The sequence below is a fragment of the Leptospira stimsonii genome, from assembly GCF_003545885.1.
In the GTDB taxonomy this organism is placed as follows: Bacteria; Spirochaetota; Leptospiria; order Leptospirales; family Leptospiraceae; genus Leptospira; species Leptospira stimsonii.
On sequence record NZ_QHCT01000011.1, the window covers coordinates 49,127 to 75,259 of the forward strand.

Below are 26,133 nucleotides of genomic sequence, written 5' to 3' on the forward strand. Positions count from 1 at the left end.
TCCATGCAAAGATCGCATCTATTCAAACTGAAGGCACAAAAGATTTTCCAGGATTATTTTAAGAGCACGGAAAGCGATATCATCGAAAATTCAAAAGGATTCCTGTATAATGTATTTGTTGCGCAAGTCGCTCTTATCCTAATATACTCCATTGGAAATATAATCGTTACCTATAGCGTCAGTTATGACGAGGTAAATGCTTTGAATATGAGAATGAAGTTGCTTTTTGAACAACGAGGAGTTTCCCCGTTATTATATTCGATGAACACTTATCCTTATACGATATTGTGGGCAGTTTTTTTCATACTTCTCTATCAATCGTTTTCTATTTTAATGAAATACGTCGTGCTAAAATCCTTTTCCGAAAAAGAAGTAAGTCTGAGAAGTCTTGCGGGATTAGAAATCACTTCCTATTCGAGATTTATTCTTTGTTTATTTCCGATTTTACTCTATGCGGAGTTTTTTCCGGAAAGCTATAAACAAGAGCTACTACCTTTGCTCTTTTACTCTTCGATTTATTTGATAACGCTTTTGACCGGCGTGTATTTATATGCGGTCAGATACGTAACTCTATCCAAAACGCTTTATTCTCAGGCCATCGGCCGGTCAATATTTACTTTTTCAACGCCTATCCTGGCAGTATTCTTTCTCGTTATCTGGATAATCCGTTAAATGAGTTTTAAAAACGGAAAAAAGGATCGGCTCATATTCGGTGTGATCGGAGTTTTCGGTCTGATCGTATTTTCAGCATTCGTGATTTTTCCAAGAATAAAAAACAGCATTCGATCTGACGCTTATCGAAAGGTCCCAGTAAAAGTCGTTATAGCCAATACGGTGGAAATCGCTCCATCCATCGAATCGACCGGTTCCATCGAACCGGAGGAGAAATTGGATTTATATTTTAAGGTTCCCGGTCGGCTTGATAAACTCTTTGTGGAAGAAGGCGACCGGGTCAAACAAGGGAAGCTGCTTGCTTCCTTAGAAAAATTCAATTTCGACCAAGAGAAAAATCGTTATGAGGCTTCCTTGGATTCATCAAAAGCAAATCTGCGTTTGGCCCAGGAAAAATACGAAAAGGCAAAAAGGGGTGTAGAGGCTCGATTTATAGAAATTAAAAAACAAGCCGAACTTGTTCATAAATACAAGGAAGAATATGAAAAGGCCAAAAAAACATACGAGGCTAAGGAAGCGGTTGTAAAAGACGGGGGACTTAGTCAGGAAGAGTTGAATGTTTCAAGGGTTGAAATGATTTCTCGATCTACGGCGTATGAAAACGGGAAAAGAGATCTTGAAATTCTTCAAATCGGCATGCGCGATTCGGATATCAAAGAAGCGGGCTTTGAAATTCCCAAAACCGAATCTAAAAAACTGTCCATTTTAAAAGAGATTGGTACGAAAATCGAAAAAGCCGAAATGGATGTCGCCTCTGCAAGCGTTCGTTCTACCGATGCGCTTTTAACTTCAGCTAAACAGAATCTTAAAGAGTCCGATCTATTTAGCCCGATCGATGGAATCCTGATTCGAAAATTTAAGACGAGAGGGGAAATTCTAAGCGGCGCGTCCGCACAAGGACAAGCGGTCTTTACAGTGGCGAAAATGGATAAAGTATTTGCCGTTTACAATGTTAGTGAAAAAGACTCGGTGAATATTCAAAAAGGTTTAAACGTTGAAGTGGTTGCCGATATTTTCGAAAACAAAAAATTTTCAGGATCGGTCGCGAGAATTCAGGAATTTATCGATGAAAAAACGCACACCTTACAAGTGAGTGCCAAAGTTTCCAATGAGAATCATTCGTTAAAACCGGGAATGTTCGTCAGAACCAAAACCTTTCAAGGCAGGAAAGAGAAGATGATCGAGATTCCGAGATCCTGTTTTACGGAATCCTCCGAAAAAGAAGGTTTTGTTTTCGTGATTCGAGGTAAATTCGCTTATAGAGTCAACGTTACTATTAAAGAAACGTTAGGCGATTCTTTGTTAGTTTCCACAGGTATTCATGAAGGAGATATGGTCGTTACCGACGGAATCTCTAGATTAAAGGAAGGTTCCGAGGTTGAAATTGAACAATCAAAAAAAGAACCTTAGATCCGCTTATATCAAACGACCCAACCCTTGCAAAATTTCCTAAAAAATCTTATTTCGAAAAAAGCCGGAATTCTCTCTTTCTATTTGTCCTTGATGCTTTTTGGAATCATTTCCCTTTTCGATTTGAAACTGGCAATCTTGCCGGATATTGGTTTTCCTAAAGTTCAAATTGAAACAAAGTATCCCTACGCGGGGATCGAAGAAGTAGAAGGTCTCGTTTCAAGACCCCTTTCGGAACGACTCTCCGGTGCAAGAGGCGTTAAACAGGTAACTTCCGTGTCCGAGCCGGGAATCAGTAAAATTACGGTCACGTTCGTTAACAACCAGGATCTTGATTTTAAAATCTTAGAACTCCGGGAAAAAATAGAACAGGTTCGGGAAATTTTACCACAAAATTCGGAAAAGCCAGTTCTTACACGTTTTGATCCGTCCAGTAGCCCTTTTTTAGAAATGGTATTTTTTCCAAAAAAGGCCGAGGATTCGATCGGACTACGAAAATATTTAGAGAATCATTGGAAGCCCGTATTGGAAAGGATAGAGGGAGTTGCAAGCCTCCAGATAGGCGGCGGGTACGATCGTGAGATTCTCGCGAAGATCGATTCCAAAAGAATGCTTTCCTACAATCTCTCTCCGGAGGTAGTAGGCAAGAGAATTATATTATCGAATCGTAATGTCCCCGCCGGAAGCGTTCCTTCGGGAGATAAAGACGTTCTAGTAAGAGTAAAAGGAGAGTCGGAAAATCTAAGCGACCTTTCGGAAACGGTCGTATCCGTCGGTCCAAATGGCGAGACTGTCAGACTTAAAGATTTTGCCGATGTGTCGATTCATTACAGAAAAAGATCCGAGAAGGCATTGTTCAATGGGAAAGAATGCGTAATATTCTATTTTTATAAAGAGTCCGGCGCTAATCCGATTTCTCTTTCCGGGAAGATTTCCAAAGAAGCAGATTTTTTATACGAATCATCGAAAGGGGAAGTGGAATTTGTCAGCGGCTACGATGAGGCGACGTACGTTCAGGAATCAATTCACGGCCTCAGGCTTTCCCTTATTATTGGAGCATTACTCGCTTTTTTAGTTTGTTTAGGAGTGATCCGTAATTTTTCAACTCCGCTCGTTTTGATTTGTATCGTTCCCGTAGCGGTGCTATCTAGTTTTTTCCTTTTTTGGGTTTTCGATCTTTCCATAAATATGATGTCTTTGGGAGGTTTAACCGTCGGAATCGGGATGCTGTTCGATAATAGCAACGTGGTTTTATCTGCCATCGAAAAAAATCATACCGGGAAAACGAATGCTTTCGACGCGGTCGTTTTCGGTTTGGAAGAAGTTTATGTTTCCGTTATTTTAGCGACTTTATCCACTCTGTTCGTCTTTATTCCGATGATCTTTTTGCGATCCTTTATAGGTTCGATTTTCAGCGAAATGGCGACAGCAATTTCCATTTCCCTTATTTTAAGTCTTTTGATCTCCCTCACTCTAACACCAGTTTTATATTCTTTGTTTCCTAAATGGACGCCAAAGGAAGGTTCGCTGATAGCATCCTTATTTGAATATTTCGCTAGGCTTGAACAGGCTTTAATCCGTTTACAAAGAGATTATCTGGAAATCATTCTTCGTTTCCCTAATAAACTCGTCGTAATTCTAATTGTTCTCGTTTTTTTATCAGGATTTTCCATCTGGTTTGTCCGTAAGGAAATTCTACCACAAATGAAAACTGGCGAATTCGAGGTTCAAATCAAGTTTCCTCAAGGAATTATGAGGGAGCGGGTCGAAGATATCAGTCTAGGAATCGAATCCTATATTAAAGATAAATATCCGATCGAATTGAGCATTGCTAGAATCGGTAAAGAAAACGTTTCCAAACATTCCAGCGGTTTTAACATCGATCCGGTTACCGAAATCCGTTTCGTAATTCGAGCTTGGGATGTTCGAAATACGACCGAAATCGTTGCCGGTGTTCGTACCGACCTCTTGCGCGAGTTTAATCAATTAGAAACCAGCGTAAAATTTTCCGGCGATGTTCTATCCTCTTTGCTCGGAAAAAAGAACGAAATCGAAATCGAATTGCGTGGAGAGAACATTTCGGATTTAGAAATGACCGGAAAAAAACTTAGGACTGAAATCGAAAAAATTCAGGGTGTCAAAAAAGTCTCCGCAGTCCTCGAAGATAAAATTCGATCCTATTCATTACGATTGGATGAATCGAAATTGCTAAGTTACGGATGGTCGGCAGACGCAGTTAGCGAATTTCTTAAAATAGGTACTTTAGGCGGTTATTTTTCCGGATTGGAGATTTCGGGGGAGGAAGTTCCGATTCGACTCGTTTTTCGGGAAGAAGATATTCCGAACGCACATTCATTTAAAAATTTATACATTCCACACTCAGGGAAACTTGTACCTTTGAGTGAAATTTCCGTTTTGGAGGAATCCTTGCAGTTCCGCTCCTTATACGGTGTCGATACAAGCAGGGCTAATTTTTTAAGCGTTTATACGGATGAAAGCAAAAAAGAAAGCGTAGAAATGGAGACGGCAGGACTTTTCAATTCAAAGAACAATCCCGAAGTTGCGATCGACTTTAGAAATAAAGACGATTCCAAAGATGTCCTATTCGAACTCCTATTTACGGTTGTACTCGCTTATGTTATTCTTTATTTATTGATCGCCGGTCAATTCGAATCGATTCGAGTCGCCAACAAGATTCTTCTCACGATTCCATTTGTGGTGTTCGGAGCGTTGCCAATTCTTGCCGCGACCGGAAAATCCCTGAACGCGAGTTCGTTCGTCGGTTTAATTTTATTGATGGGAATTTCGATCGATTCCGCCGTTTTATTTTACGAATATTATATATTAGAAAAAAAGAAAATAAGATCATCCGAAAAAGCCGCATTTAGCGCGTCCGCGATCATTTTTAGACCGGTAATTATGAATTCCGCAACCACCTTTGCAGGACTTCTTCCGGTGATGTTAGAATTGACGCCCGGCTCGGAATTTCAATCTTCAATGGCCACCGCGATTGGCTTCGGACTTATTTTGAGTGTGTTAAATTCTCTTTTTTGGATACCTCTCCTTTTTGCCAAGGAAGAAAGAAGCTAAATTTTTCGCAAAGATAGCCTATGTTTATCCTATTCGACATGCTTGCGAAACGAAGACCCGGGTTCCATTTATCGATCCTCGCTTTATCGCTTCTGATGACTGTTTTAAATTTATTAAACGTTAGTTGGGAAGTTTATCCTTCGTTTGCTTCCGGAAACGTCGTAGTTACGACACAACATGCGGGGACCGATGTTCAAAAAGTGGAATCCGATATCACGTTTCCTTTAGAAGAAGCGTTGTCCAGTACGGGCGGAATTTCGGAAATGCGTTCCGTGACCGAAGCTGGCAAGTCCGAGATCCGATTGAGTTTTGAAAACCCGGACAAAATTCTAAAATATATCGCCGAAATCAGGGAAAAAATTGAACGCGTTACCGCAGGTTTTTCAAGAGAGGTTCGTAAACCCATTATCGAATCTTCCGGCTCGGGAGAAAGTCCCGCCTTGATACTCTCGATTCAAAAGGATGCAGGAGACCCTAGGGAATTGCGCCTATTTGCCGAAAAAAGACTGAAAGCAAAAATCGAGACGAATTCGAATGTGGGGAGAGTCTTATTAGTCGGCGGAGAATCGTACGAAATACTAATAGCGATCGATCGAGATCGTTTGGAAGCGGAAGGGCTTACGATTGACGACGTGATTCGAAAAATAAAATCGAATCATACGTATTCTCTTATCTCTGTTTCCCGTGAAGGAGAAATTCAAAAACCGATTTATTTGAATTCGAAGAAAAAAGAGCCAAGTGATTTTGCGCAAATTCCGCTGAGTCAAAAAAATCGAGGGAATCTTTTTTTAAGGGACGTAGCTAGGATCGATTATCAAACAAAAGATAAGGAAAACTTCTTTAGAAGGAACGGTAAGGAGGGTTTAAGTTTATACATTTACCCTTCTTTTCGAGGAAATCTCAGTTATTTAAGTAAAGAAGTGGAAAGTCTTCAAACGGAATTTCAAAAAGACGGAATTCTTCTTGAGATCATATACGATCGTTATTCCCAGATCCGAAAAGAGCTATTCGACCACTTTCTATTTTCAGGTCTTTTGTTTCTCTTTTCGGTCCTATTTTTTTTTCGAGACTCTGCGGTTTCCCATTTACTTCGTTTTGTTTCCACAACGATCATTGTTTCGGGAATTTTTCATGCGTGCTTCGGAAGTATTAACGTTCTACTTTCGATAGGGGCGAACGTATTTATTCTTCTTTTTTTAATTTTGCCGAATTTCGCTATTCAATTTCCACAAAAACGATTCGGGATTCCCGTTTTTCAAGCGGTTTGGGCAATCGTTCTTTTCTTTTTGTTTCAAAAAGATTTCGGAATCTTTTTATTTCAAACGGCCTTTGCCAGTATCTGCTTTCTAATCGTTTGGAATTTTACGATCCGTCTGAATTTTCATTCCTTTCCTTTCTTAAATCGATTTTCCGAAGCGGATCGTTTTTTCATACTCATTACCAATCCTTGGTGTGATCGCATCAAAGTCGCAGGTTTTAAATTTGCTGAGACCGCGCGCATTTACCTGGGGAATACGGCTTTTCTTTCACGCTTTCAAACATTTTACCAAATGATGAAGTTTCGCTTTAACGAAAACCCGATCTTCGGATGGATTGCGATTTCAATCATTTCTGTTTTAGTCATCGTATTTACGTATAAAAGTTATTCGGTTCGAGTTCAAAGACAGATTCTTTTGTGTATGGTCGAGTTGCCTTCCGGTACAGGAGTGAAAGCAACGGATACAGTTTCAAAAAAAGTGGAGGCTCTTCTTTTACAGTCCGATTCGATCGAGGAGACCGTTGCAAAAGTTGAAAAAGATCATTCTCGAATTCTAATTCGTTTGAAGGACGGTTTTCAGGCAAATTCGGAATTGATCTCAAAATTAAAAAAACTCGTCGGCAAACAAAGTCCCGCATTCGTTTTTTTTACGACCGATTCCGATCGGAACTCCGCAGAGGAAAGCACATTTGAAATTTTAGGAAGCGATCCGAAGACGATTCACGATTTAGTTCAATCCGTTGCAAAACAAGTGACAGCATTTCCGGAAACAGAAGAAGTCGTTTTGCGTTACAAGGGTCCAAGAGAAGAACTCCTCATGAATGTCGACCCGGGAAAATCCTCTCAATCTCTTTTGGATAGTTCGAAACTCGGGGAAGACTTAAGGCTTACTTTACAAGGAGGTATCGCGGCAAAGACATTTTCAGACGGAAAAGAGTTCGATGTTCGGGTTCGAGGTTCGGCGGAATTCAGAGGGTCCAAAGATTCTATGGAAAAAATTCATGTCCGCAATTCTGAAGGAAAATTCGTTCCTTTAGGAGAAGTCACTTTCGGCCAAGAAGATTTCACTCCAGTAAAAGTCTTTCATAAATACCGTTCACGATATCTTGCGTTTAGCGTAAAATTCAGAGATAAGAGTTCAGGAGATAGAGTCGCTTTAGAAAATCGAATTCTCGCATTTCCACTTCCTTTCGGATATCGAATCGAAAAAGCGGAGCAAAAAACTTCTAAAATCTTCGAAACTTTAGGCGATGCGAATGCCGGTTTTTATCTGTTTCTTTTCGTTTTAATCCTTTCGCGCATTTTCCAAATTGCGAATACCGAAAACCGAATACAAGAAATCGCGCTCTATTTACTCAGAGTTGCTGCGTTGTTTTCATCGATTCGATTTCTTTGCGGCGAATGGAAGGCAGACTCTTATCTGTATTTCCTCTCTTTAGGACTTTTTTTATAGATAAGGAAAATAGATTCTCCCTAAAAAATATACGCAGTTTCGGTTAATCGGTTTCCACTTTGCGCCCGTTGTAGATAAAGAATTCGGGATTTTGTCCTTTCGGATATTGAAAGTAGTAGACCCGTTTGATCGAGGTCTTGGGTTCCAACAACATCGCTTCATAAGGAGCCCGGAAGGTTATAAAGGTCTTGGGATCGAAAGGGACGTATTCGATATGCTGCGGTTGTCCCGTGTGGATTTCGACTCCGGGAAATTGAGCGGGATCGGAAACTTTCCTTTGCAGTTCCCAGAGACTCGGATAAGGAGCGAATCGAAACGGAGTAACCCAGGCATTGGCGTCCGAAGCATTTTCGTATTCGACGGTAACCTTGACAAAGTCGTCCTGTTCGGGATGGGTAGGGGTTATCTTATCTTTTCTCGGCGGACCACCTCCGCCGACCACACTTTTATAATACGAGTCCACTTTTTGCACGTCTTTGATTTTTGTTTTCAGAACATAGGTTCCGTAATCCAAAGGCGCGGTTTTTACCACTTCGTAATCGGCAATAATTTCATCCGAAAGCTTGGAAACTAAACGAGGATCCTGCATTACCGTTCGGACGGATTTATATATATTGGGGTCGATCACCGTTCCTTTCGGGTTGAGCCAATAAAACGGCAGTATTAAGATTTGGGTCCAGGTTTGCGCATAGATCGCATTTTCAGAAATCGAAGAAATCTTTTCCGAAATTCCGTTATTATCATAAAGTTCCGCATCGAGCTTGAAGTCCCGAGTGTTGACGGTCGGGATTATGAACGCGGTCAGAATCGAAGCGTAGAAAGTCCAGTTGATCCAAGACGCGAATCTGGAAAGGCGAAGAACCAATACGTTTTTTAGATTTCCTACCGGTTTCGCATAACTTTCTGTAGAATGAACTGCAATCAATTTGAGTCTGGGATGTTCGGCAAATTCTTCCTTTAGGTCATCGCTGATACTCAATTCCGTGAACGATCCGCGCGCGTATCCGAGAGGCGTGGATTCGTAGATTACGATGACTCCGAGTTTCGGACCGTTTCCGGAAAGAGAGGGGATCTGAAAGTCGTCCCTTATTGAATTTCTATAGATTGTTATGCAGGAAAACGATAGGAACAAAGGAAGAGTCAGGACCGTTATGCATCGCTTGAGTACCATTGTTTATTCCTTATTGCAAGAGTTTGATTCCGAGTGATTGATTTATTATTAAAACTAATAGGAGAGGGTTTGTTTTTTAATAAAAAGAATTTCCGGCTTTTTTATTTCCGATTTATTTTTTAGTTGTGTCAATTCTAATTGTGATATTATTTTGACAAAAACATCACAGAGATTGGATGGATTTCTTATGTCGAATGCGGTAAAGAAGCGATGTCAACGGTTCATTATTTTCCTTTTTGGATTCATTATTTTTTTTAGTCATGAAAAATCCAGACTTTTTGCGCAGCCAGTCGGCCCAATCGACTTAAATACGGGTAGTTATCAGGCAAACGACTGGAATTCGCTTTTCGAACAAGCGTTTCATCTTTCGAGTGTCACTTCCTGGGATCAATTAGTGAATCAGCAGTTTGTCTCCTTTAAGGCTGATTGGGAGACGCAAGCAAACATTGAATTTACAAATATTCTTTCCACGGTTACACAAACCGACGGCGTTGTCGGCAATCAGGCATATATCGACTACGTTACCAATTACTTGAATCTTGAAAAGGAAGACGCGGCGAAGAACTGGGAGGCGTTGGCGTCAGCGCGTATTCAGGAAGAACGAAATTATTTTCTTGCGAGTCTACAAGGGACACAGGTGGACGCGTTAGGCAACACCATCCCGAATCCTTCCAATGGAAGCACCTCTCAGGCGTTGGAGGAATGGAACTCCAATTTTCAACAGAATGTGCAGGTAGGCCTTTACGAATTTCAAACCGCACTCACCAATCTTCAGACGACCTTTCAATCGATGTGGAACTCCATTTCCTCAACGGACGCCGAGTTTGCCGCCAACCTTCAGCAGATAGAAGCGTTTGAGTCTCAAGTCCGCAGTACCGTGCAGTCGAATAACAACGGTTTAAAAGCGTATCTGTTACAACAATCGCTTTTGCATAATCGGAATTCAGCGGGGGTATCGCTACTTGGGGATTTTAGTACTCTTACAAATGCGGAACTCTTGACCGCATACAATAGCATCGATGAGACGAAGCTAAATGCGGCAGGGAGACGATTGAAGGATTTGATCGACGATTTAAGTGCGGCCTTGGATCCAACTCAACCTGCGTCGCTTACGGATATTGCCGATACGATGCAGGATTATCTGCAAGAGCAACAGCAATATGCAACCACTACCGCGCAAGGGTATCGGGACGTGGAGTATGATCTTTGGTCTTACGGTGACGGAACTCTGCACAATTTTTCTCTTAACGGTTTTACAACTACTACATGGAACGATCCCGTTGCAGTTTTGGCAAAAAATTATATCGATAATCCTACAACCGCGAATTATACAGCTTTACTTGCTCAATTAAGCGGCCTATTAGGAAATCCTAATTTGGTCGTGAGCGACGTAAGTAATGTAGATTTAGTCGCTAATTCTACTTCGGATTATGTAAATCATTATCTCGCTTTTAATTCTGATGTGGGAACTCCGTTTTTAGGTTTGGGCGGATCTTATCGTTCCGATGGAACAGGATTTTGGACGTTTCAAGGTCTTTATTGGGCTGGGTGGGCAGGTGTTTTCTGGTCGTATACAGAAACATATGCGGAAAACAATGTTTACTTCCAAGGAAATGTTCAGGTTCACGATTTAGCGGCTCAGAATAACGCGCAGCTTTACGAAGGATACAGGGACGAGTTGAACGGGAAGTTCAACCTGTGGCAGGGGACGCTTTTGCCCGCGATTCAGAACTGGGAGCAACAGGTAACCGATTACAAGGCACGTTATACGGAATGGCAGGCTAAAAAAGTAGAGTTACAGGCGAATTTACAAACGCAGTATCAATCGCAGTCTGCGGAACTTTTTCAAAATCGTGATAGCTGGTTAACGGAACTATCGAATCTGAATGCGGACGCTAATTCAGTTGCGAATAACGCACCGTTGCCGGCTTTTTCGACGAACGTAAACACGAATTCTTTGACATCAATCTCTCAACAGATCAGCCAGTTTCAGAATACGGAATTACCGAATGCAAACGTAATCAATCAGTTTGCCACCAATCTCCAACAGGCGGTCAACGGCGCGTATAACCTGAGTTTGATCGAGGCGAATCAGATTGCGGCCTTACAAAGTCAGAAGGAAGCGCTTGAAAGTCTTGTGCAGAATTTAGAAAAACAAAGAGAAATGAAGGATGAGGTTCCGGATGACGTTTTGGCGAAGTTTACCGGAAAAAACTCCAATGGAGACGATTCCAATGCTCCGGACGCCGGTATGTGCATGGGGAGCAAATATAAATCGAACCAATCCGCTTGCGATGCGATTCAAAACGACGATCGGTATTTTCAAAATAAATATAAGAACGTTTATGCGGACTCGGCAGGCAATATACATGTAGTTTATGAAGAGAAATCGGGAGTTGCCACTTTAGAAGACGGAAAAGATGCGACGGATTTTGCAAGCTATCATTTGGAAACGAAAACGTCGGATCGAGTGATTGGGAATGCGGGGACGGTTAAACTTGCAGATACGAGCAAGTTAGGCGGAATTTTCAATTCGAATTGGCTGTCGGAATCGAAGGAAGACGAGTTTGTGTCGTATATGAACCAATCAAACGCAAATCGAACGAAGGATTATCTCAACGACAAGTTTATCGATTCCATTTCCGCCAATATGCAAAATTTGGACAAGGTAGAAAATCAGAATAGCATCCTTGCTCAAAAAAGTGCCATAGCCCAAGTGAATTTTCATAAAACCGCGTCGAGTCTGGTTCAAGCAATGATCGGAGGCACGTCCGGGACTGCGTGGGCGAAACAACAGATAAAGGATATGACCGTTTCTGCGGTTTCGAAGGCGATTTCTAAAGCGTTCCCAAATATATCGCCTGATTTGGTTGCGGCTTGGCTTGGGAATCACGAGAACGAGAAAGCGCGTAAAAAAGCGGAACAGCAGATGCAGACCCGAACGATTATAACCGCCGGTGTGATTGGGGCAGGATTCACGGTTCTTGGACCACTCGCGATTACAGGCACAGGTCTGTCTGCCGGTGCTTTAGGAACGTTTGCCGCAACCGGAGCCGCTTCCGGAATCATTACTGCTTCCGCTTTAACTTATGTGCCTGGTTTGAAAGAGATAGGAAAGCCGCTCGGAACGATTATGAATAACGCGACGTCGGAATTACTTGTCGGAACAACGAAATTGTTGACCTCTTCGGATTTGGCTTACGGCGCTGCTAATCTGGGTCTTGTATCAAAGGATACATTAAAACATTATAATACCGAAGGAATTGAAGCCGCCGAATATGTCAGAGGCAAGGACTTAAAGGCGATTCTTGCGACAGGCGATTTACAAGCACAATACAAGGCCGCGATAAAGGACGGTATGTATTTGAAGGTCTCGGAAATTGTTGCGGCGGGAAGTGGGGGGACGATCGATCCTAAATTGCTGTCGGCACTATGGCAAGAACAGGATCGAAGGATTGCGGCAAACAAAGCTGAGAGGGAGCAACAACAGCAGATGCTTTCTACAGCAGTTTCCATCGCCGCGGCGATTGCGATGCAGTTTGTTCCCGGACCCGGTAACGTAGCCGGGGCAAGTCTAATTTCCCAAGTGGGAAATTATTTTAGCTCCGTAAAAGGAATGATTGCGATTGCAAACGCTACCGTGCAGGGAGCAATCGCTTCCAGACATGGGAATATGAACGAAGTATTTGCCGGTGTAACGAACGGATTGTTGCTTGGGGCAACCGGTCCCGGCGGACTTGCGGGATACATCAGCTATACACCCCCTCAGAATATCAACACGTTAGGCGGATTGATCGACCGAGGGATGAACGGAGCGCAGGCTAACGGATGGGGAGGCGGTTTTGCGTTAGGCAGTTCGGCGTTGAACGGAGGGATCTCTTTCGCTCCGGGGAGCGGGTTTAATCTGAACGTAGGGGGCAAGATCTTTGATACAGCCGGGTTTTACAACTTAAGCTACAACTTGCAGAGCGGACATACGAGCGGTAGCGTTGGAATGGGTCAGGAATATGGAACGAACGTAGGAGTTAGCTTTAGCACAGACCACAGCCAACCGCCCGGGATCTTTGCCGGATACGGTTGCGATGTAAATGGAACGAATTGCGGAGGCGGGAAGAATGCGTTAGGTGCAGGCGGTTCAATTACACTCACAGCGGATGGAAATATCACGTTTGGTGCGGACGTCTTAGGGAACCAAGCCGCAAGCATCTCTTATAACGTGAATACGGGAAGTTGGAGCGGTGTTCAGGTAAGCAACACTTGGGCTCAGGACTTTAACTATATGAACGCGCAACAGGTGATGGATGCGAAGATCAAGGCACAAGATGCCCTTAGATCGAGCAAGGAACTGGATGTTGCGAGCGATCTGAATATCATCAACAAGAGCGAATATCTAAAAGGTCTTGCAAGCCAGATGGGTTTGAGTCCGGAGAAGTTTGCCGAAGCGATGACACAACTTTCGAGCGATCTAAAGAACGGTAAGTTAGACGGTCCGCAGTTGGATGCAGCGATTAAACTTGCAAACGACGTAATGGGACTCATCCACAACGAAGCATATCCCGATCCGACTAAGGCTACACCGAATACGGCGTTACAAGATGCAATCCATGATTCACCTGCCGTATATGGGACCGCGAATACTTCGAACACTTCCAATAGCGTATTGAATCAGTTTTTGGGTCAGGCGAATATCTATCTAAATAACTTAGTAGGGAACGCGTTTGGAGAGTTTTCGTATGTGGATTCGAACGGTAACTTAGTCTTCCAGCAGTGTTTTGTCGCGGGGACTTTGGTTCATACAAAGAGGGGACTTGTTCCGATCGAGACGATTCAGGTAGGGGATGAGGTTCTTTCTTACAACGAATCCGGCGAAACAACGGAATACAACCGAGTGTTGAAGACATATATTCGAGAGGCAGAGAGTATTTACAGACTAACTTACGAAAACGGAAGAGTAATCGAGACAACAGCGAGCCATCCGTTCCAAATTGCGAACAAAGGCTGGGTAGAAGTGAAGGACTTGAAAGTCGGAGACAGATCGATCCTTTCGAACGACGAGACACTTGGAATTACTTCGATTACTATCGAAGGAAGACAAGAGACCGTTTACAACTTAAAGGTAGAGAATGCTCACACGTATTACGTAACGGAAGATGCGATTCTGGTTCACAACGCGAATTACAATGAGAATGCGGTTCTTGGAGTAACCGAGTTTATGAGGAGAGCCGCGACGATCGACGAGGCCACGAAGAAGCAGGTTACGGAACTTAGTTATCTTGAGAAGACGAAGGCCGGCTTTATCGACCAGATCGGTGCGTTGAAAAACGATCCGAACAGCAAAGAATTGGTTGAGAATATCAAGAAGACAGTAGATCAGTTGAACAAAAAGATTCAAGATACACGAAACTATATCGTTACAACATTTACTAAAGCTGCTGATGCTTCTAAAAACGCCAATGGGGAATATACGGGAGTATTTGCTGTATTGAATCGAGATCCGGTATTGAAGTATGCTACAACCTCAATTTCAACTGATTCTATCAAGAACGTTACGAAGGATGTATTGACTGCGAATCAAATTGAACGTGTGAAGAATTATCTACTCGCGGGTGGAGATTTATTATTGCCTAAGAATCTAACGAAGGCCGAAGTAGAAGCGATTGCGGAGAGAACGTTTGCTAATATAACTTTTGATCCGAGTTGGTCTGTAGAAAGGAAGAGAGCGGAAGTGGAAAAGCTTACCTCTGTTTTATTTGGGGCTCAGAGCGGCAATCAAGGCACAGCAATTCAGCTTACTATGATTATGCAGGCGATTAAGGAAAGTGCCGACTTTAAAAAGGACTCTTTCAAACCTGCCGCTAACTTGACTCCGGAGCAGTTAAAGAACTTTAACGAAGTAAGAGATTGGATTTTTAGTCCGAACCGCTCGGAAAGTGATGCGGCGGCCATATCCGCTGCAACCTGCCGGATCTATGCAAACTGGATGCAAGGAGTAGCGGAAGGGAAGACGAATGTAAGCTTTGCAGAATTTTACACTTACAAAGTTAAAACAGGCGATCTTGCACTTGCAGGCAATCCAAAAGCGCCTGTAGTGGATGGCGGGCATACCCCAGGTTATATGGCAAGCTACGGAAATCCGGTAGTGACTGAAAATGATTTTGGTAATATTTCTATGAATGCAAATGGTTCGTTGCAAGGATTTTCGAACCCGATACCTGTTGACGATCTTAAAAGCAAATTGGATTCGTTTGCGCCGGGCAAGGTGATTCAAGTTTGGGATGACGCCAGCGGTGTTGCCGGTCCGAATCATTTCTGCTTGTGGATGAAACAAGAAGATGGATCTTGGGTGAATATGAATCATACAGGTGGAGTTTCTGGTGGCGGTACAAAATATAATGAAGTAATAAGCATCAATAATAGTGTTAAGGTTTACAAGATATACTATTGAGTTTTAATATTCAAAAAGGAGCAAAAGATATGAAGAAAATTATATTCGTTTCATTTATATTTCTAATTACTTTTCAATTTTGTCGCGAGAATTCTGCTGGGGATGCATCATCTAAATCTCAGAATGTTTCTGAGATTTCGGAGAATGCTAAGAAGAAAATTGAAATACTAAATATTTCTGATAAAAGATTAGTCGGATTCTATGGTTTAAGTGGTACGGAATGGCATGAAATTGTAGCCATGGAAAGCAAGTATCCGTATTTAAAACTGGCACATGCGAACGCAGAGATGAATGGGAAAGATAAAGCATTGTTTTTTAAATTCTATAATTATAAAGAGGATTATCCTGAAATCTATCGAATTGATTTCAAGGAAGCTGAGAATGAAGCTGAATATTATGCTGAGTATAATGGAAAACGAATATATAAAGTTCTTTTTGTGAGTCAATTTCGAGGTGGAACTTCTTCGCACATATATGTTAAGTTTTTTAAGATTGATGAAATGAAACTTGCTCCTGATCTTTTTGATGGCCTTGTTGCTAGAGCTTCGAAAATTGGTGACCCTTATCCAATACACGTTAAAACGTATAAGACACTGATTGACGTTGAAATGGATGATCGAATTGGCGCATGTTTCGAAGAACCTAGCCCTGAAGGACGTGAGTGGCCGAACTGCAAACCACCTGGCTACAATAATCTGAAATAATCTACGCAAGTACTAAAAAGGATCTTGAACTTAAGGAAGACATTCAAAATGGATTTGTTCAATCCGAAAGAAAGACAAATTTACGAAGAATTGAAACATGTGATTGAGCCGAAAATCAAAATGTCAGTAATTGACTTAGGTTTGGTATATAATATAAAAGTTGAAAAGTATTCCGCTAAAATTGAAATTACACTTCCTTCGCTTGCTTCACCATTTGGTGAATATCTTCAGGAGGAAATCAGAAATCGAATTCTTCTGATTAGCGGGATTAAAATAGTTCAAACCCAGGTAGTATGGTTCCCAAGATGGAATTTCGATTTGATGGCGGGGGAGAACTCGAAAAATAAATTAGGAATTTATTATTAACTATAATAAATAAGGAGTAAACTTTTGTGAGTTATTTAAAGAAAATGAATGTTCGAGCGATCTGTTTGACGGTTGCCTTTTTATCCTTCGGAGCTTTGTTGACAAACTGTGACGAGAAAAAAGATACTACATCAGAAGCCATAATGCAACTGTTGATAGTAAATTCAGCTCCAAAGACAGTGAATGTTGGATCTAATTCTTGTGCACTTTGTAATAGCCTTGCGTTTCGTCTTTTTTCCGGTTCGAATTGTTCAGGTAGCGCCCTGCAATCAATCACAAGTCTTTCGGCAGGTTCGTCTCGTGGGTTTTCAGAACAAGTATCCGGACAATTTAGTGTTCAAGTGATGGATAACGTAACATTAACAACTCTCTGCTCGAACGCATTTACAACAAGTGGGTTTAGAGGAAATCCTTTCTGCCAGGTTACATTTACAGGAACAACGCTTTCGAGTATTTCATGTGGTCCTTAATTGCAGTTGAAAGGTGATACTGCAAATTGTAATCTTTTTTAACCGAATCTCTGCCTGGTTTTCCATAAGGAAGCCGGGCTTTCTTTTTCCATCCAGAAGCTATTCGAAAAGCAATAGTTAAACACGCAAACTATCTTTCCTAAGAACAAATTTAAGTAAAACTTAAACAAGATTCAAAAAAAAGCTGGAAATGATGTTTTCCATGTGACATAATTTACTTATGTCACATTTAGTTTTAGAAAAATCTTCATCGAATATAAAACGCAAAGAGACTGATTTTCAGTGTCGAAAAATCGTAGGATTGGAAAATCCGAACGAATTGAAACGAGTAAAAGAATTCATACACTCCGTTTTTGTAGCAGGCGGTTATACAAAGTCAGCGTACACTGCGGTTGACTTGGATCTCTGGTCAACCTGGTTTTATGTAGTGAATTCCGAGAACCAAATTCTCTCGGCGATGAGGGTAGTTGAAAAGAAGCCGAATAATTTTCTTCCAATAGAAATGGCCGTGATTGACGGGAGCTATCCGCCCAGACGCTACGCACTTATCGAAGAAAATGCGGCTGATTGGAATAATGTCGCATTCTTAAATTCGCGAAATGGCTGGCGTGCCGCAGTTCTCAATTTTAGTACCGTCGCAAAACACTGTTTAGAAAAAAAATACGATACGACGTACGGATTCTACGATCCAAAAATGAAATCTATTGTCCGGATTTATAGTTCGGCGGGAGCTAAAGTATCAAAAGTATACAATCAGCTTGTTTTTTTCCCTGGTTCTTTGCATAACGACGAACGCGTACTTTTAAACATAATTGAAATACCTAAAGCCAGTTTACAAATAATTGCATCAAAAATACCATAATTTCTGAGGAAAAATTATGGGTATTGTTTTTGGAGTTAGTCTTTTTTGTTCATCGTCAATCCTTCTCTTAGGTATTTACGTATTCCGTGTTGGAGAAAGGGCATCTTTTGATACCCGAACTAACTTTTTAACGTTAGCCGCAACGCTAAGTGTCTGGGTTTTTGGATCTGGGGTGCGCGAGTTTATTCCCGAATCATTGAGCCGAGTCGCCCCGAACTGGATATTAATAGCCGCTGTCTTTGTTCCCTTTTATTTAAAAGAACTCTCTCTCTCAATTTTAGAAAATAAATACGAACCTTCTTACAAATTCCGTATTTTAGAATATTTTCTTATTTGTTATCTAGTTCTTTCTTGTCTTTTCTCTGCAACGATTGACGTAAAGGAAGAAGGGATCTCCGTTTATAAACCCAGGTTTGCATACCACGTTCTAATCTTTTATTCTTTCGTGAACATAAGCATTTCAATTTTCTTTTTGTTGAGAAAGGCTATTCTGCATAGGGGGATCGTACGAGTAAGATCCACATTGCTAATGCTCGGAACATTATTTGGATTTATAATATCAATTCTATTTGTTTATGTTTTACCTTTTTTTGGAATTTTCAAAGGATATCTATCCGTTTTTGGAATTTTAATTTGGGTTTTCCTATGGTCCGTCGCTATAATTCAATACAATGCCTTTGAATCGCGTTCTTTATATCTTAAAAGCAGATTCGTTGCCAGAAGAAAACTTCCCTTATTAAGCCGATTCACTTATAAGCCTATTTTAATTTTACATTCCTTTGTCGATCCATTGGATTATCGATTACAGCTCCGGAATAGCCGTGCGGAAGTAGTAAAGTATATTATGGACTTTCATTTATCCTATCAAAAGAATACAAACATGAAGCCAAGCGTGCGTATTCGAAAAATCACGCGGATTGTAGAAAGATTTTTGAAATAATCGATTTTAGAAAACACATTTTTTGACACATAGAATCATTTGGCATAAATTTCCTATTTAAGAAAGGATTATTGTGGTATACTCATAATCCTTGTTCTGATGTTTTTTATGTGTAGTCGATTTGCACAATCTAATCGTTGGTCAAAAGCGAACTCGTTCCAATTCGCAAAGCCAATTAACGAAACACGGAATCGCTTCAACGTGGTCTATACAGAAGGGGCGACAATTATCCTCAAGCCCGACGAAGATTATACCGTCGAAGACGCAATGTTTTGGCTTGTCTCACCTTGGGCTGAAAGTTTGGAGCAAGCCTTCAAATATACGACTGCTAACGCAAAGTCGGAAACAATATTTGAATTACGTTCTTTTCGAGATCCTATTTTTCAATCACGTTGTATTATACCTGCGGACGCTGTTTTCGAAAGTATTGGAAAGCCCGGTTATAAACAACCGTATGCTCTCCGTCTAAAAAATGACGAGCCGTTTGGGATGGCGGGCGTTTCTACAATTTGGAAGGATCCAGCTTCAAACGATAAACTCCGAACTTTCTCTATCATCACAGTTCCCGCGAATGAAATTTTTTCAATTTACCATGAAAAGAAGCGAATGCCAGTGATTCTTCCCCCGGAGAAATATGAATCTTGGTTGGATCAAAAGTTGAAATCGCGAGATGAAATTTCTCGTTTTTTTCAATCTTATGATTCCAATTTGATGCGGGCTTATCCAGTTTCTAAACTACTATTGTCTCAAAAGAGCAAATTAAATACTGAGGAATGCTTAAAGGATATTTCAGAAACGGAAAAATCAGATTCACTTTTCTAAAATGCTTGCTCAATATTTATAAAAGCATATATTTGTTTAGTAAACAAATATATGGCACTTAAACTTTTAAAACCTTCTTACATTAAAATTCCACTCCTCAAAATTCCATTGAGGGCGAGTTTTCCGAGTCCCACTGACGATTATTTTCAGAAGCGTCTTGATCCAAGAGATCTATTGGATATTAACCAGAACACATCCTTTTCGATGGAAGTACAGGGACATGGTTGGTCTGAATATGGGATTCTCGATAAGGACATATTGGTCGTCGATAGATCATTACCGCTAACGAACAATCGCCTTGTCGTTGTATCCTATCAGGAGGAATTTGCACTCCGTAGAATCGGTAAGGTTGACGGCGTTCTTTGTTTTTTTACAGCTAAAGAAGACGGTGAAGTTTATCACGTAGAACCGGAAAGCCCTGTTACTATCTGGGGTGTAGTGAGCCGTGTTATCCGAGTATTCTAATGGAATACAGCGCTACTTCGCGCTCGTCGACGTGAATAATTTTTATGTATCTTGCGAGCGGTTGTTTCGTCCGGAGTTAGAGAATAAAGCTCTCGTCGTACTCTCAAACAATGACGGCTGTGCTGTCTCGCGAAGTGAAGAAGCGAAGTCGCTCGGAATAACAATGGGTCAACCGATTTTTAAGGCGGCCGGCCTCGTCGATTCCGGTCGGTTGATCGCTGTATCTAGTAATTATACCTTGTATGGAGATATGAGTCATCGATTTCAAGCCGTCCTCGAATCGCTCTGTCCAAGTGTCGAAATCTATTCTGTTGATGAGTGTTTTTTAGAACTAACTGGATTCGTAAAAACAGAAAGCCTTATCGAATTCGGAAGAGAGCTTAAAAGAAAAATTCAACAGTACCTTGGACTTCCAGTATGCGTTGGAATTGGAACAACAAAAACTTTAGCGAAGGTTGCGAATAGGTTGGCTAAACGTGATAAGGCGAACGGTGTCTTTTTAATTTCTCCGGAAGAGCGTCTTTCAATTTTAGAAAAGTTCCCGGTTTCAGAAGTTTGGGGAATCGGGCCGGCTTATGCCGCGCTTCTTGCAAGAAAAAATATTTCAAACGCGCTCCAACTTACTAAGGCACCCGACCATTGGATCCGGGACCAACTGACCGTGGTCGGTTTACGATTGGTTTATGAATTGCGCGGGATCGTCTGCTATGAAATAGAGGATTGCCCTCCACCTAAAAAAGAAATCGTTGTTTCAAGAGCATTCGGCGATTACGTTTCGGATATTAAAAGCGTTCTTGAGGCCACGACTACTTATCTGTCGCGCGCAGTCGAAAAGTTGTGGCAAGAGAATCGGTATGCTCAAGCCCTTTCCGTATTTCTCCGGACGGACCCGTTTAAAAAAGACGATCCGCAGTATAGCGAGAATATTAGAATAAAAATTCTGACACCGACAAAAGACCTTTTTGAATTACAAAGTTATACCATTGCGTGTGTGGAAACTATCTTCAAACCGAATTTTCGATACAAAAAAAGCGGTGTGATGCTTTCGGATTTGATCGGCGAAAACGGCCACCAAGCAGATTTATTTTACCGAGGAGGGGGACGGAACGCAGTAACGGGGGCAATAGTTCAAGTAAACTCAATTACACAGTCTGGGAAAGTCAGAACTGCTATTACAGGATTTGGGTCGAAGCCTTGGAGGATGCGCCGAGAAAAAATTACTCCAAGTCCGCTTCATTCCTGGAAAGATATTCCAAAGATAAAAGTTTAGGATCGAAGTCGCATTAAAAATCATTGAAATTTATTGAGTAATCGTATATAAAAAATACGAACTATGAAAGGCGAGCGGTTATCAAAGAACTATATAGGAAAAGAAGAGCTAAATCAAAAATTAAAAGTAAAAGGCTTACGCCCGCTTAGTGAAAGACTATATGTATGGGTCGTTCTAACGTTCAGAGGGAAAAATCATTTTAACTTTAAGACTTTTTACGCGTACTGCAAGGCGATTGAAAAATATCGAGAAAAGATTATTGGCAAACGAATTATCTGTGAAGATTGTAAAACGGAAAAGTCATTCTTAGAATTTAGATACTCGGCCAGGATTGAAGGATTTTATCATTCGTGCAAAAGTTGCGGAATTAGAGATTATCATGGATATAAGAAATATACGCAAAGACGATTAGAGAGAGGTCAAGAAGTTGGAAGCATAGAAAATTACAGACAGAGCAAAAAAGAATTTAAAACTTCAAAAGGTTCGCTGAACGCATTTCGTCCGAAAGCGATTGCGCGAACGGTGAGACTATTTGGAGAAATCGCAAAGAATAGCTCGAGGATTTGCCAATTTTGCGATAGAAGAAAGAAACTCCAATACTTCTCAATTCAGAAAAGCCAAAATACTTACTACGTATCTCATTCCTGTCTAGATTGTACCGCAGAAATGCAACGTCGAAGGAGACAAAAAGCACGGAACGCAGCTCTTAATATTCGGAATCAATAATATAGGGCAAGGGCCGAATTTGTTCTCAAAATTGAGAAAATTCCTAATCCTAAAATATTAGATTTTAAACACTTCTTTTGTATCTAAAAAAGTAATCTTGACTTTGAGTTTCGATATTCAAAAATACAGTTATGGCACTATCAGAGAAAGAATTCAAATTCGCGAAATCTAATATTGAGAAACTACAAGAAATTATAACAGAAATTAAAAATTTGAGAGAAGAACTTCCGCCCCCGGTCTCAAAAAAATTGAATGAAGGTTTAGGGAGTCTTGAGAGCGGTCTTTTTATTTTATTGGATTCCACTTATAAAGGATAGTTCGGAAAAGAGGAGTTTTGAGTTTATTATAAAACGGAATGACATATCATTCCGTTTTGCTCGATAATGCCATTTATGATTTATTTTTTTTCTTCTAAATCCATAAATCATCCTTTCCTAATTTGTTAATTTAAAAATCCATCAAATCTCATAATTAGAATGTGTTATCAATAAATTCCATTGCATCAACCTCATGATAATCAACATTCACATTATAGAATATATTCTTTACTCTTATTTTCATTCTATCGTCAATATATTTATTAACAATATGAACTTCCTTGTCCTGATTCAGGAAACCTTTTCCACTACCTTCTCTTAGCATTCGCTCAAATAAAAGATCCGATTCAGGGAAAGAATATCCTATGAAATATAGTTTATTACTAACCTTCATTCGGGAAGTTGCTCGATACCAAATATCATGTATAATATTTGAATCCAATTTTTTTCCGAATACTGGAGGAATAATAAAAGGTGTATAAGGCCAATTCAGTCCAAGGCTTTCATTATAAAATGAAGATTGCGTTGCGTCTAACCACATTAGATTTTCTCTCGTATTAGGTGGATTCAAATAACATTCATTTGTTTTCCATGGAGCCTGATGAACAGGAACAGCCCAATTCAATGAGCCGTGCAACTTAAGCAATTTTATTTCCGATTCACAATAATAATTCGAACTCTTGAACTGCGATTCTATATTTCTGGTTATATGAGGGACGGGATCCATGATTGGTCCATAACCAGTTCCAGGGAACCAGTAACCGGAATTGAGTAATAAATTGTCCATTATCAAATCATAATTTGTTGTCACAACTCCCGATTTATTACTTAGGATATATTTTTTTAATTTTCCTAATATCTCTGAATTCTTATGCGTTCCATTTGAAATTGATTGAGATATTTGTCGATTAACGATCGACGATGTAATGAGGCCAATTAGTTGATCAAATACAATGGAATAGATAGCTGTATTTTCTCCCTCCAATGAAAATGGAGAACTATGTAAAAATGTTGCCACTTTTTCAAAATTAACATTGTCCCAAGAATCTCCAAAGTATTCGTTAATATATTGAGTAAGTAAATTTCCATGGAAATTATCCGGAATTTTATTATTATTCTTAGCTTCAATTAATAATGAATTCGATAGCGGAAATAAATTATCAAATGAATGACTAAAACCGGCACCTAAAACGAAAGTAACTATATTCATTATATTTTCATTTCTTTATTTTGGCAAACTAGAAATTTCAAATTAAGTTCGCGGGATTCTTATTTTTCGTACCTGACTTTCATAAATGGAAACCATTGATAATCATACGACTTGCTTGTAGGTTCTTATTTCTTTCAGTTCTTTTTCCCGATCATGTTCAATATTCCGTAAATCGTATTCATTTTGAAGATTCAACCAAAATGAATCAGTCTGTTCAAAGAACCTTCCAAACCTTGCCGAAACTTCCGCAGAAATTCCTCGCTTCCCTGATATAATATCGTAAATGTTTGGAGAAGGGACGCCTGTCTCCTTAGCCAAACGGTAAGCTGAAATTTCCATTTCTTCTAAAATGTCACCCAATATTTCCCCAGGATGGGGGTTTATAATTTTTGCCATTAGTATTACTCCTGATTTTTTAATGATAGTCAAGAATCTCAACATCGCTTGCGCCTGCTTCGCTCCAAGTGAACACAATCCTAAATTGCTTGTCGATAGAAATTGAGTATTGTCCTTTTCGATCGCCCTTTAACACGTGCAATCGATTACTTGGAGGTATCAGTAAATCTTCTGGGCGTTTCGCGGCATTCAACATTTTTAATTTCTTAACTGCCCGCTCGTGAATTTTGGACGGAAACTTTTTTGATGGCTTACCAAGGAAAACTAATCTCGTTTCTTCATTTGCAAAACCCACTATCACATTGATTTATATATCACTATGATACACAAGTGTCAATATTAAAATTATACAAAAGAGAGAATGGGGTGGAACTACGAAAAAATTAGATTGCCTAGAAAATAAATACCATACATCTGATTGCTTAACTTCCGATAATGGTAATTATGTCGCTTAAAAATTAAGCCTTATTTAAACGTACGAAAATCAACTTTATGCAAGGTCCATTTTAATAGAATCTCTACTAATATACTTTTTCGAATCTTTAATATTAATGGGAATACCTGGGCCCTGAACAAATTCTCCTGATTTTTCTTTTTGGCTGAGATTATGATTTAATTTTAATAAAAATTCAAGTATGTTATTTTTCTTTTTCATTCCGTAAGCATTTCTAACCGCTTCATCTAATTTCGTTTGAATTTGTGAAATCTCATTGTTTGGACTTTTTTCTGATATTCTATATAAATCTCTTAACGACAGATTCTGTTTATCCATTAATTTCCTTCTTTCTTTGTAAAATGCGTGAGCTATAGTAGCGACTTCGTCTACCATTTTAATTGTTGGGTTTTGTGGCCAAGGAAAGGAATCAAATACCGTGTCGGAAGTATATCTCCAATCCCCTTTTAGAGTAGAACATCTCGCTTTAAACCAAGCCCAATGAATACTTGAACTTAAAATTCCAAATGAATAATCATCCGGTAGCGGGAATACTTGTAATGCGTCGTTTGGATGAATATCTTTATCTACAAATTCGAAAATAGGTCTTTTAGTAACACGGGAGCAGACTATATAGCGTGGAATTATTCTTATTCTATTCATGAGTTCTTCTCTTGGATAGCCTAGATGCCACCAGGAATTAAGAAAATTTTTGTGGTGATGATTAACTTTTGCAGAAGGATTCTTTTCTAATAATTTTTTGTTCTTTGCTTCTTCTTCTTTGGCTTTATTTTTTCTAACAGAAAACACGGTAGTTTCTATTTGATTAAATAATTCTTTAAATTTCTGCGCTTCAAAAACTGAATAGTTACTAAAATCTATAACATACCTTTTAGGGAGTGAATCTTTTTCCTTAAGTAAATCGTTACCTATTAAATAGGGAAATAATACTTTAGAATTATTTTTATCTTTTTTTAATAGCTTCTCAGCTACATCTTTTTTGAGGAGGAATCCTTCGTGGCCGTGAGTCTGACCCTGATAGCATGCCTGGGAATTTTTATTTATATTTAAGGACATTGCATTCCCTACATCAAATTCCATACTTAAAGAAGAATTAATATTTTTAGGATGGTGATATTCAAATGGAGAATCTATGTTATCGCCTATTTGAATACTTAAAGTTTTTTCTTCATCGTAACTACCTTTTATCCAACTAACTATTGATACATATACAATTGCTTCACCTTGGAGTTACCCCCAAAAATCATACAGCCAATGTTAGCTCTTTTTCGATAAATTCCTTCGGCGATAACATTTGCAATCCTTTATGTGGCGCAAAGGAATTGTAGTCGTCAATCCAATTGTGTATTTTCAGCATAACTTCTTCAGCATGATTTAAGTGATTCACATAAACATAATCTCTTTTGAATGTTTTTACAAAGGCTTCGGCCATTCCGTTACTCTCCGGAGAATAAGCAGGGGTATGACAAACTTCAAATCCCAGCGTTTCAATAAAAGCCATAGTGGCAAAAGAAGTATATTGAGGACCATTGTCTGATAGGAACTGCGTCGAAGGGACTTTGGAATCACCAAATCGTTGCTCCTTTGCTTCAAGAAGCATATCTCGAATCATCTGACCGTCAATGCCAATCG

At 40.0% G+C, this 26,133-nt stretch carries 20 protein-coding genes; 14 read left to right on the forward strand and 6 right to left on the reverse strand.

The annotated features are described in order from the left end of the window. Positions 1 to 3: 3 nt before the first annotated feature. The 4 genes from DLM75_RS22290 to DLM75_RS22305 are packed head-to-tail and all read left to right on the forward strand — an operon-like array spanning position 4 to position 7,883. On the forward strand, positions 4 to 672 hold the full coding sequence (locus DLM75_RS22290) for a hypothetical protein (protein ID WP_118970713.1): 669 nt from the start codon (positions 4 to 6) through the stop codon (positions 670 to 672). Continuing rightward, on the forward strand, positions 673 to 2,082 hold the full coding sequence (locus DLM75_RS22295; protein WP_118970714.1) for an efflux RND transporter periplasmic adaptor subunit: 1,410 nt from the start codon (positions 673 to 675) through the stop codon (positions 2,080 to 2,082). A gap of 27 nt (positions 2,083 to 2,109) precedes the next feature. Beyond that, positions 2,110 to 5,172: an efflux RND transporter permease subunit gene (locus DLM75_RS22300; protein WP_277738625.1), complete on the forward strand. Its 3,063-nt coding sequence runs from the start codon at positions 2,110 to 2,112 to the stop codon at positions 5,170 to 5,172. Positions 5,173 to 5,192: 20 nt separating this feature from the next. Then, positions 5,193 to 7,883 carry an efflux RND transporter permease subunit gene (locus DLM75_RS22305; protein WP_118970715.1) on the forward strand — a complete coding sequence of 897 codons (2,691 nt, stop codon included), beginning with the start codon at positions 5,193 to 5,195 and terminating at the stop codon, positions 7,881 to 7,883. 43 nt (positions 7,884 to 7,926) lie between these two features. On the opposite strand, the gene DLM75_RS22310 is transcribed toward DLM75_RS22305, so the two are convergent. Continuing rightward, entirely contained in the window at positions 7,927 to 9,054 is a 1,128-nt protein-coding gene (locus DLM75_RS22310) for a hypothetical protein (RefSeq protein WP_118970716.1), read from the reverse strand. A 187-nt stretch (positions 9,055 to 9,241) separates the two neighbouring features. On the opposite strand from DLM75_RS22310, the gene DLM75_RS22315 reads away from it, so the two are divergent. The 10 genes from DLM75_RS22315 (at position 9,242) to DLM75_RS22360 (ending at position 22,124) form a co-directional block, all read left to right on the forward strand. Next, positions 9,242 to 15,499, forward strand: a complete 6,258-nt coding sequence (locus DLM75_RS22315) for a TIGR04388 family protein (protein ID WP_118970717.1) — start codon at positions 9,242 to 9,244, stop codon at positions 15,497 to 15,499. After that, positions 15,496 to 16,203, forward strand: coding sequence for a hypothetical protein (locus tag DLM75_RS22320; protein ID WP_118970718.1), 708 nt, complete (start codon positions 15,496 to 15,498; stop codon positions 16,201 to 16,203). Before DLM75_RS22315 ends, DLM75_RS22320 begins: the two co-directional genes overlap by 4 nt. Before the next feature lie 48 nt (positions 16,204 to 16,251). Next, the gene (locus DLM75_RS22325) at positions 16,252 to 16,569 is read left to right on the forward strand and encodes a metal-sulfur cluster assembly factor (protein ID WP_118970719.1); all 318 of its coding nucleotides are present in this window, start codon (positions 16,252 to 16,254) and stop codon (positions 16,567 to 16,569) included. Between the two features lie 26 nt (positions 16,570 to 16,595). After that, a complete protein-coding gene (locus DLM75_RS24155) occupies positions 16,596 to 17,039 on the forward strand; it encodes a hypothetical protein (protein WP_147456691.1) in 444 nt (147 codons plus the stop codon). Between the two features lie 220 nt (positions 17,040 to 17,259). Next, positions 17,260 to 17,901, forward strand: coding sequence for an LBL_2463 family protein (locus tag DLM75_RS22335; protein WP_118970721.1), 642 nt, complete (start codon positions 17,260 to 17,262; stop codon positions 17,899 to 17,901). Positions 17,902 to 17,917: 16 nt separating this feature from the next. Then, the gene (locus tag DLM75_RS22340) at positions 17,918 to 18,841 is read left to right on the forward strand and encodes an LIC10906 family membrane protein (RefSeq protein WP_118970722.1); all 924 of its coding nucleotides are present in this window, start codon (positions 17,918 to 17,920) and stop codon (positions 18,839 to 18,841) included. A 108-nt stretch (positions 18,842 to 18,949) separates the two neighbouring features. Further along, the gene (locus tag DLM75_RS22345) at positions 18,950 to 19,663 is read left to right on the forward strand and encodes an SOS response-associated peptidase (RefSeq protein ID WP_118970738.1); all 714 of its coding nucleotides are present in this window, start codon (positions 18,950 to 18,952) and stop codon (positions 19,661 to 19,663) included. Between the two features lie 51 nt (positions 19,664 to 19,714). Next, a complete protein-coding gene (locus DLM75_RS22350) occupies positions 19,715 to 20,128 on the forward strand; it encodes a LexA family protein (protein ID WP_118970723.1) in 414 nt (137 codons plus the stop codon). Next, on the forward strand, positions 20,109 to 21,398 hold the full coding sequence (locus DLM75_RS22355) for a Y-family DNA polymerase (protein ID WP_241548022.1): 1,290 nt from the start codon (positions 20,109 to 20,111) through the stop codon (positions 21,396 to 21,398). Before DLM75_RS22350 ends, DLM75_RS22355 begins: the two co-directional genes overlap by 20 nt. 63 nt (positions 21,399 to 21,461) lie before the next feature. Beyond that, positions 21,462 to 22,124, forward strand: coding sequence for a hypothetical protein (locus DLM75_RS22360; protein WP_118970724.1), 663 nt, complete (start codon positions 21,462 to 21,464; stop codon positions 22,122 to 22,124). Between the two features lie 471 nt (positions 22,125 to 22,595). Here DLM75_RS22360 and DLM75_RS22370 read toward each other — a convergent pair whose 3' ends face one another. The 5 genes from DLM75_RS22370 to DLM75_RS22390 all read right to left on the reverse strand — a co-directional run. Continuing rightward, positions 22,596 to 23,651 (reverse strand): hypothetical protein, encoded by a 1,056-nt coding sequence (locus DLM75_RS22370; protein WP_118970726.1) that lies wholly within the window; start codon positions 23,649 to 23,651, stop codon positions 22,596 to 22,598. Positions 23,652 to 23,753: 102 nt separating this feature from the next. Then, positions 23,754 to 24,047 (reverse strand): HigA family addiction module antitoxin, encoded by a 294-nt coding sequence (locus tag DLM75_RS22375; protein ID WP_118970727.1) that lies wholly within the window; start codon positions 24,045 to 24,047, stop codon positions 23,754 to 23,756. Positions 24,048 to 24,066: 19 nt separating this feature from the next. Further along, the gene (locus DLM75_RS22380; protein WP_167731804.1) at positions 24,067 to 24,348 is read right to left on the reverse strand and encodes a type II toxin-antitoxin system RelE/ParE family toxin; all 282 of its coding nucleotides are present in this window, start codon (positions 24,346 to 24,348) and stop codon (positions 24,067 to 24,069) included. A gap of 189 nt (positions 24,349 to 24,537) precedes the next feature. Beyond that, positions 24,538 to 25,557: a type IIL restriction-modification enzyme MmeI gene (locus DLM75_RS22385; RefSeq protein ID WP_147456692.1), complete on the reverse strand. Its 1,020-nt coding sequence runs from the start codon at positions 25,555 to 25,557 to the stop codon at positions 24,538 to 24,540. 187 nt (positions 25,558 to 25,744) lie between these two features. Then, on the reverse strand, positions 25,745 to 26,133 hold a 389-nt coding region (locus DLM75_RS22390; protein WP_158586508.1), incomplete at its 5' end, for an integrase core domain-containing protein.

Bases quoted from the DNA above. Each gene is read 5' to 3' on its own strand.
- DLM75_RS22360 (WP_118970724.1), top strand. From the start codon at position 21,462: ATGAAAGGCGAGCGGTTATCAAAGAACTATATAGGAAAAGAAGAGCTA.
- DLM75_RS22295 (WP_118970714.1), top strand. From the start codon at position 673: ATGAGTTTTAAAAACGGAAAAAAGGATCGGCTCATATTCGGTGTGATC.
- DLM75_RS22345 (WP_118970738.1), top strand. From the start codon at position 18,950: ATGTGTAGTCGATTTGCACAATCTAATCGTTGGTCAAAAGCGAACTCG.
- DLM75_RS22370 (WP_118970726.1), bottom strand. From the start codon at position 23,651: ATGAATATAGTTACTTTCGTTTTAGGTGCCGGTTTTAGTCATTCATTT.
- DLM75_RS22310 (WP_118970716.1), bottom strand. From the start codon at position 9,054: ATGGTACTCAAGCGATGCATAACGGTCCTGACTCTTCCTTTGTTCCTA.
- DLM75_RS22290 (WP_118970713.1), top strand. From the start codon at position 4: ATGCAAAGATCGCATCTATTCAAACTGAAGGCACAAAAGATTTTCCAG.
- DLM75_RS22340 (WP_118970722.1), top strand. From the start codon at position 17,918: ATGGGTATTGTTTTTGGAGTTAGTCTTTTTTGTTCATCGTCAATCCTT.
- DLM75_RS22385 (WP_147456692.1), bottom strand. From the start codon at position 25,557: ATGTCCTTAAATATAAATAAAAATTCCCAGGCATGCTATCAGGGTCAG.
- DLM75_RS22335 (WP_118970721.1), top strand. From the start codon at position 17,260: ATGTCACATTTAGTTTTAGAAAAATCTTCATCGAATATAAAACGCAAA.
- DLM75_RS22305 (WP_118970715.1), top strand. From the start codon at position 5,193: ATGTTTATCCTATTCGACATGCTTGCGAAACGAAGACCCGGGTTCCAT.
- DLM75_RS22315 (WP_118970717.1), top strand. From the start codon at position 9,242: ATGTCGAATGCGGTAAAGAAGCGATGTCAACGGTTCATTATTTTCCTT.
- DLM75_RS22375 (WP_118970727.1), bottom strand. From the start codon at position 24,047: ATGGCAAAAATTATAAACCCCCATCCTGGGGAAATATTGGGTGACATT.
- DLM75_RS22350 (WP_118970723.1), top strand. From the start codon at position 19,715: ATGGCACTTAAACTTTTAAAACCTTCTTACATTAAAATTCCACTCCTC.
- DLM75_RS22325 (WP_118970719.1), top strand. From the start codon at position 16,252: ATGGATTTGTTCAATCCGAAAGAAAGACAAATTTACGAAGAATTGAAA.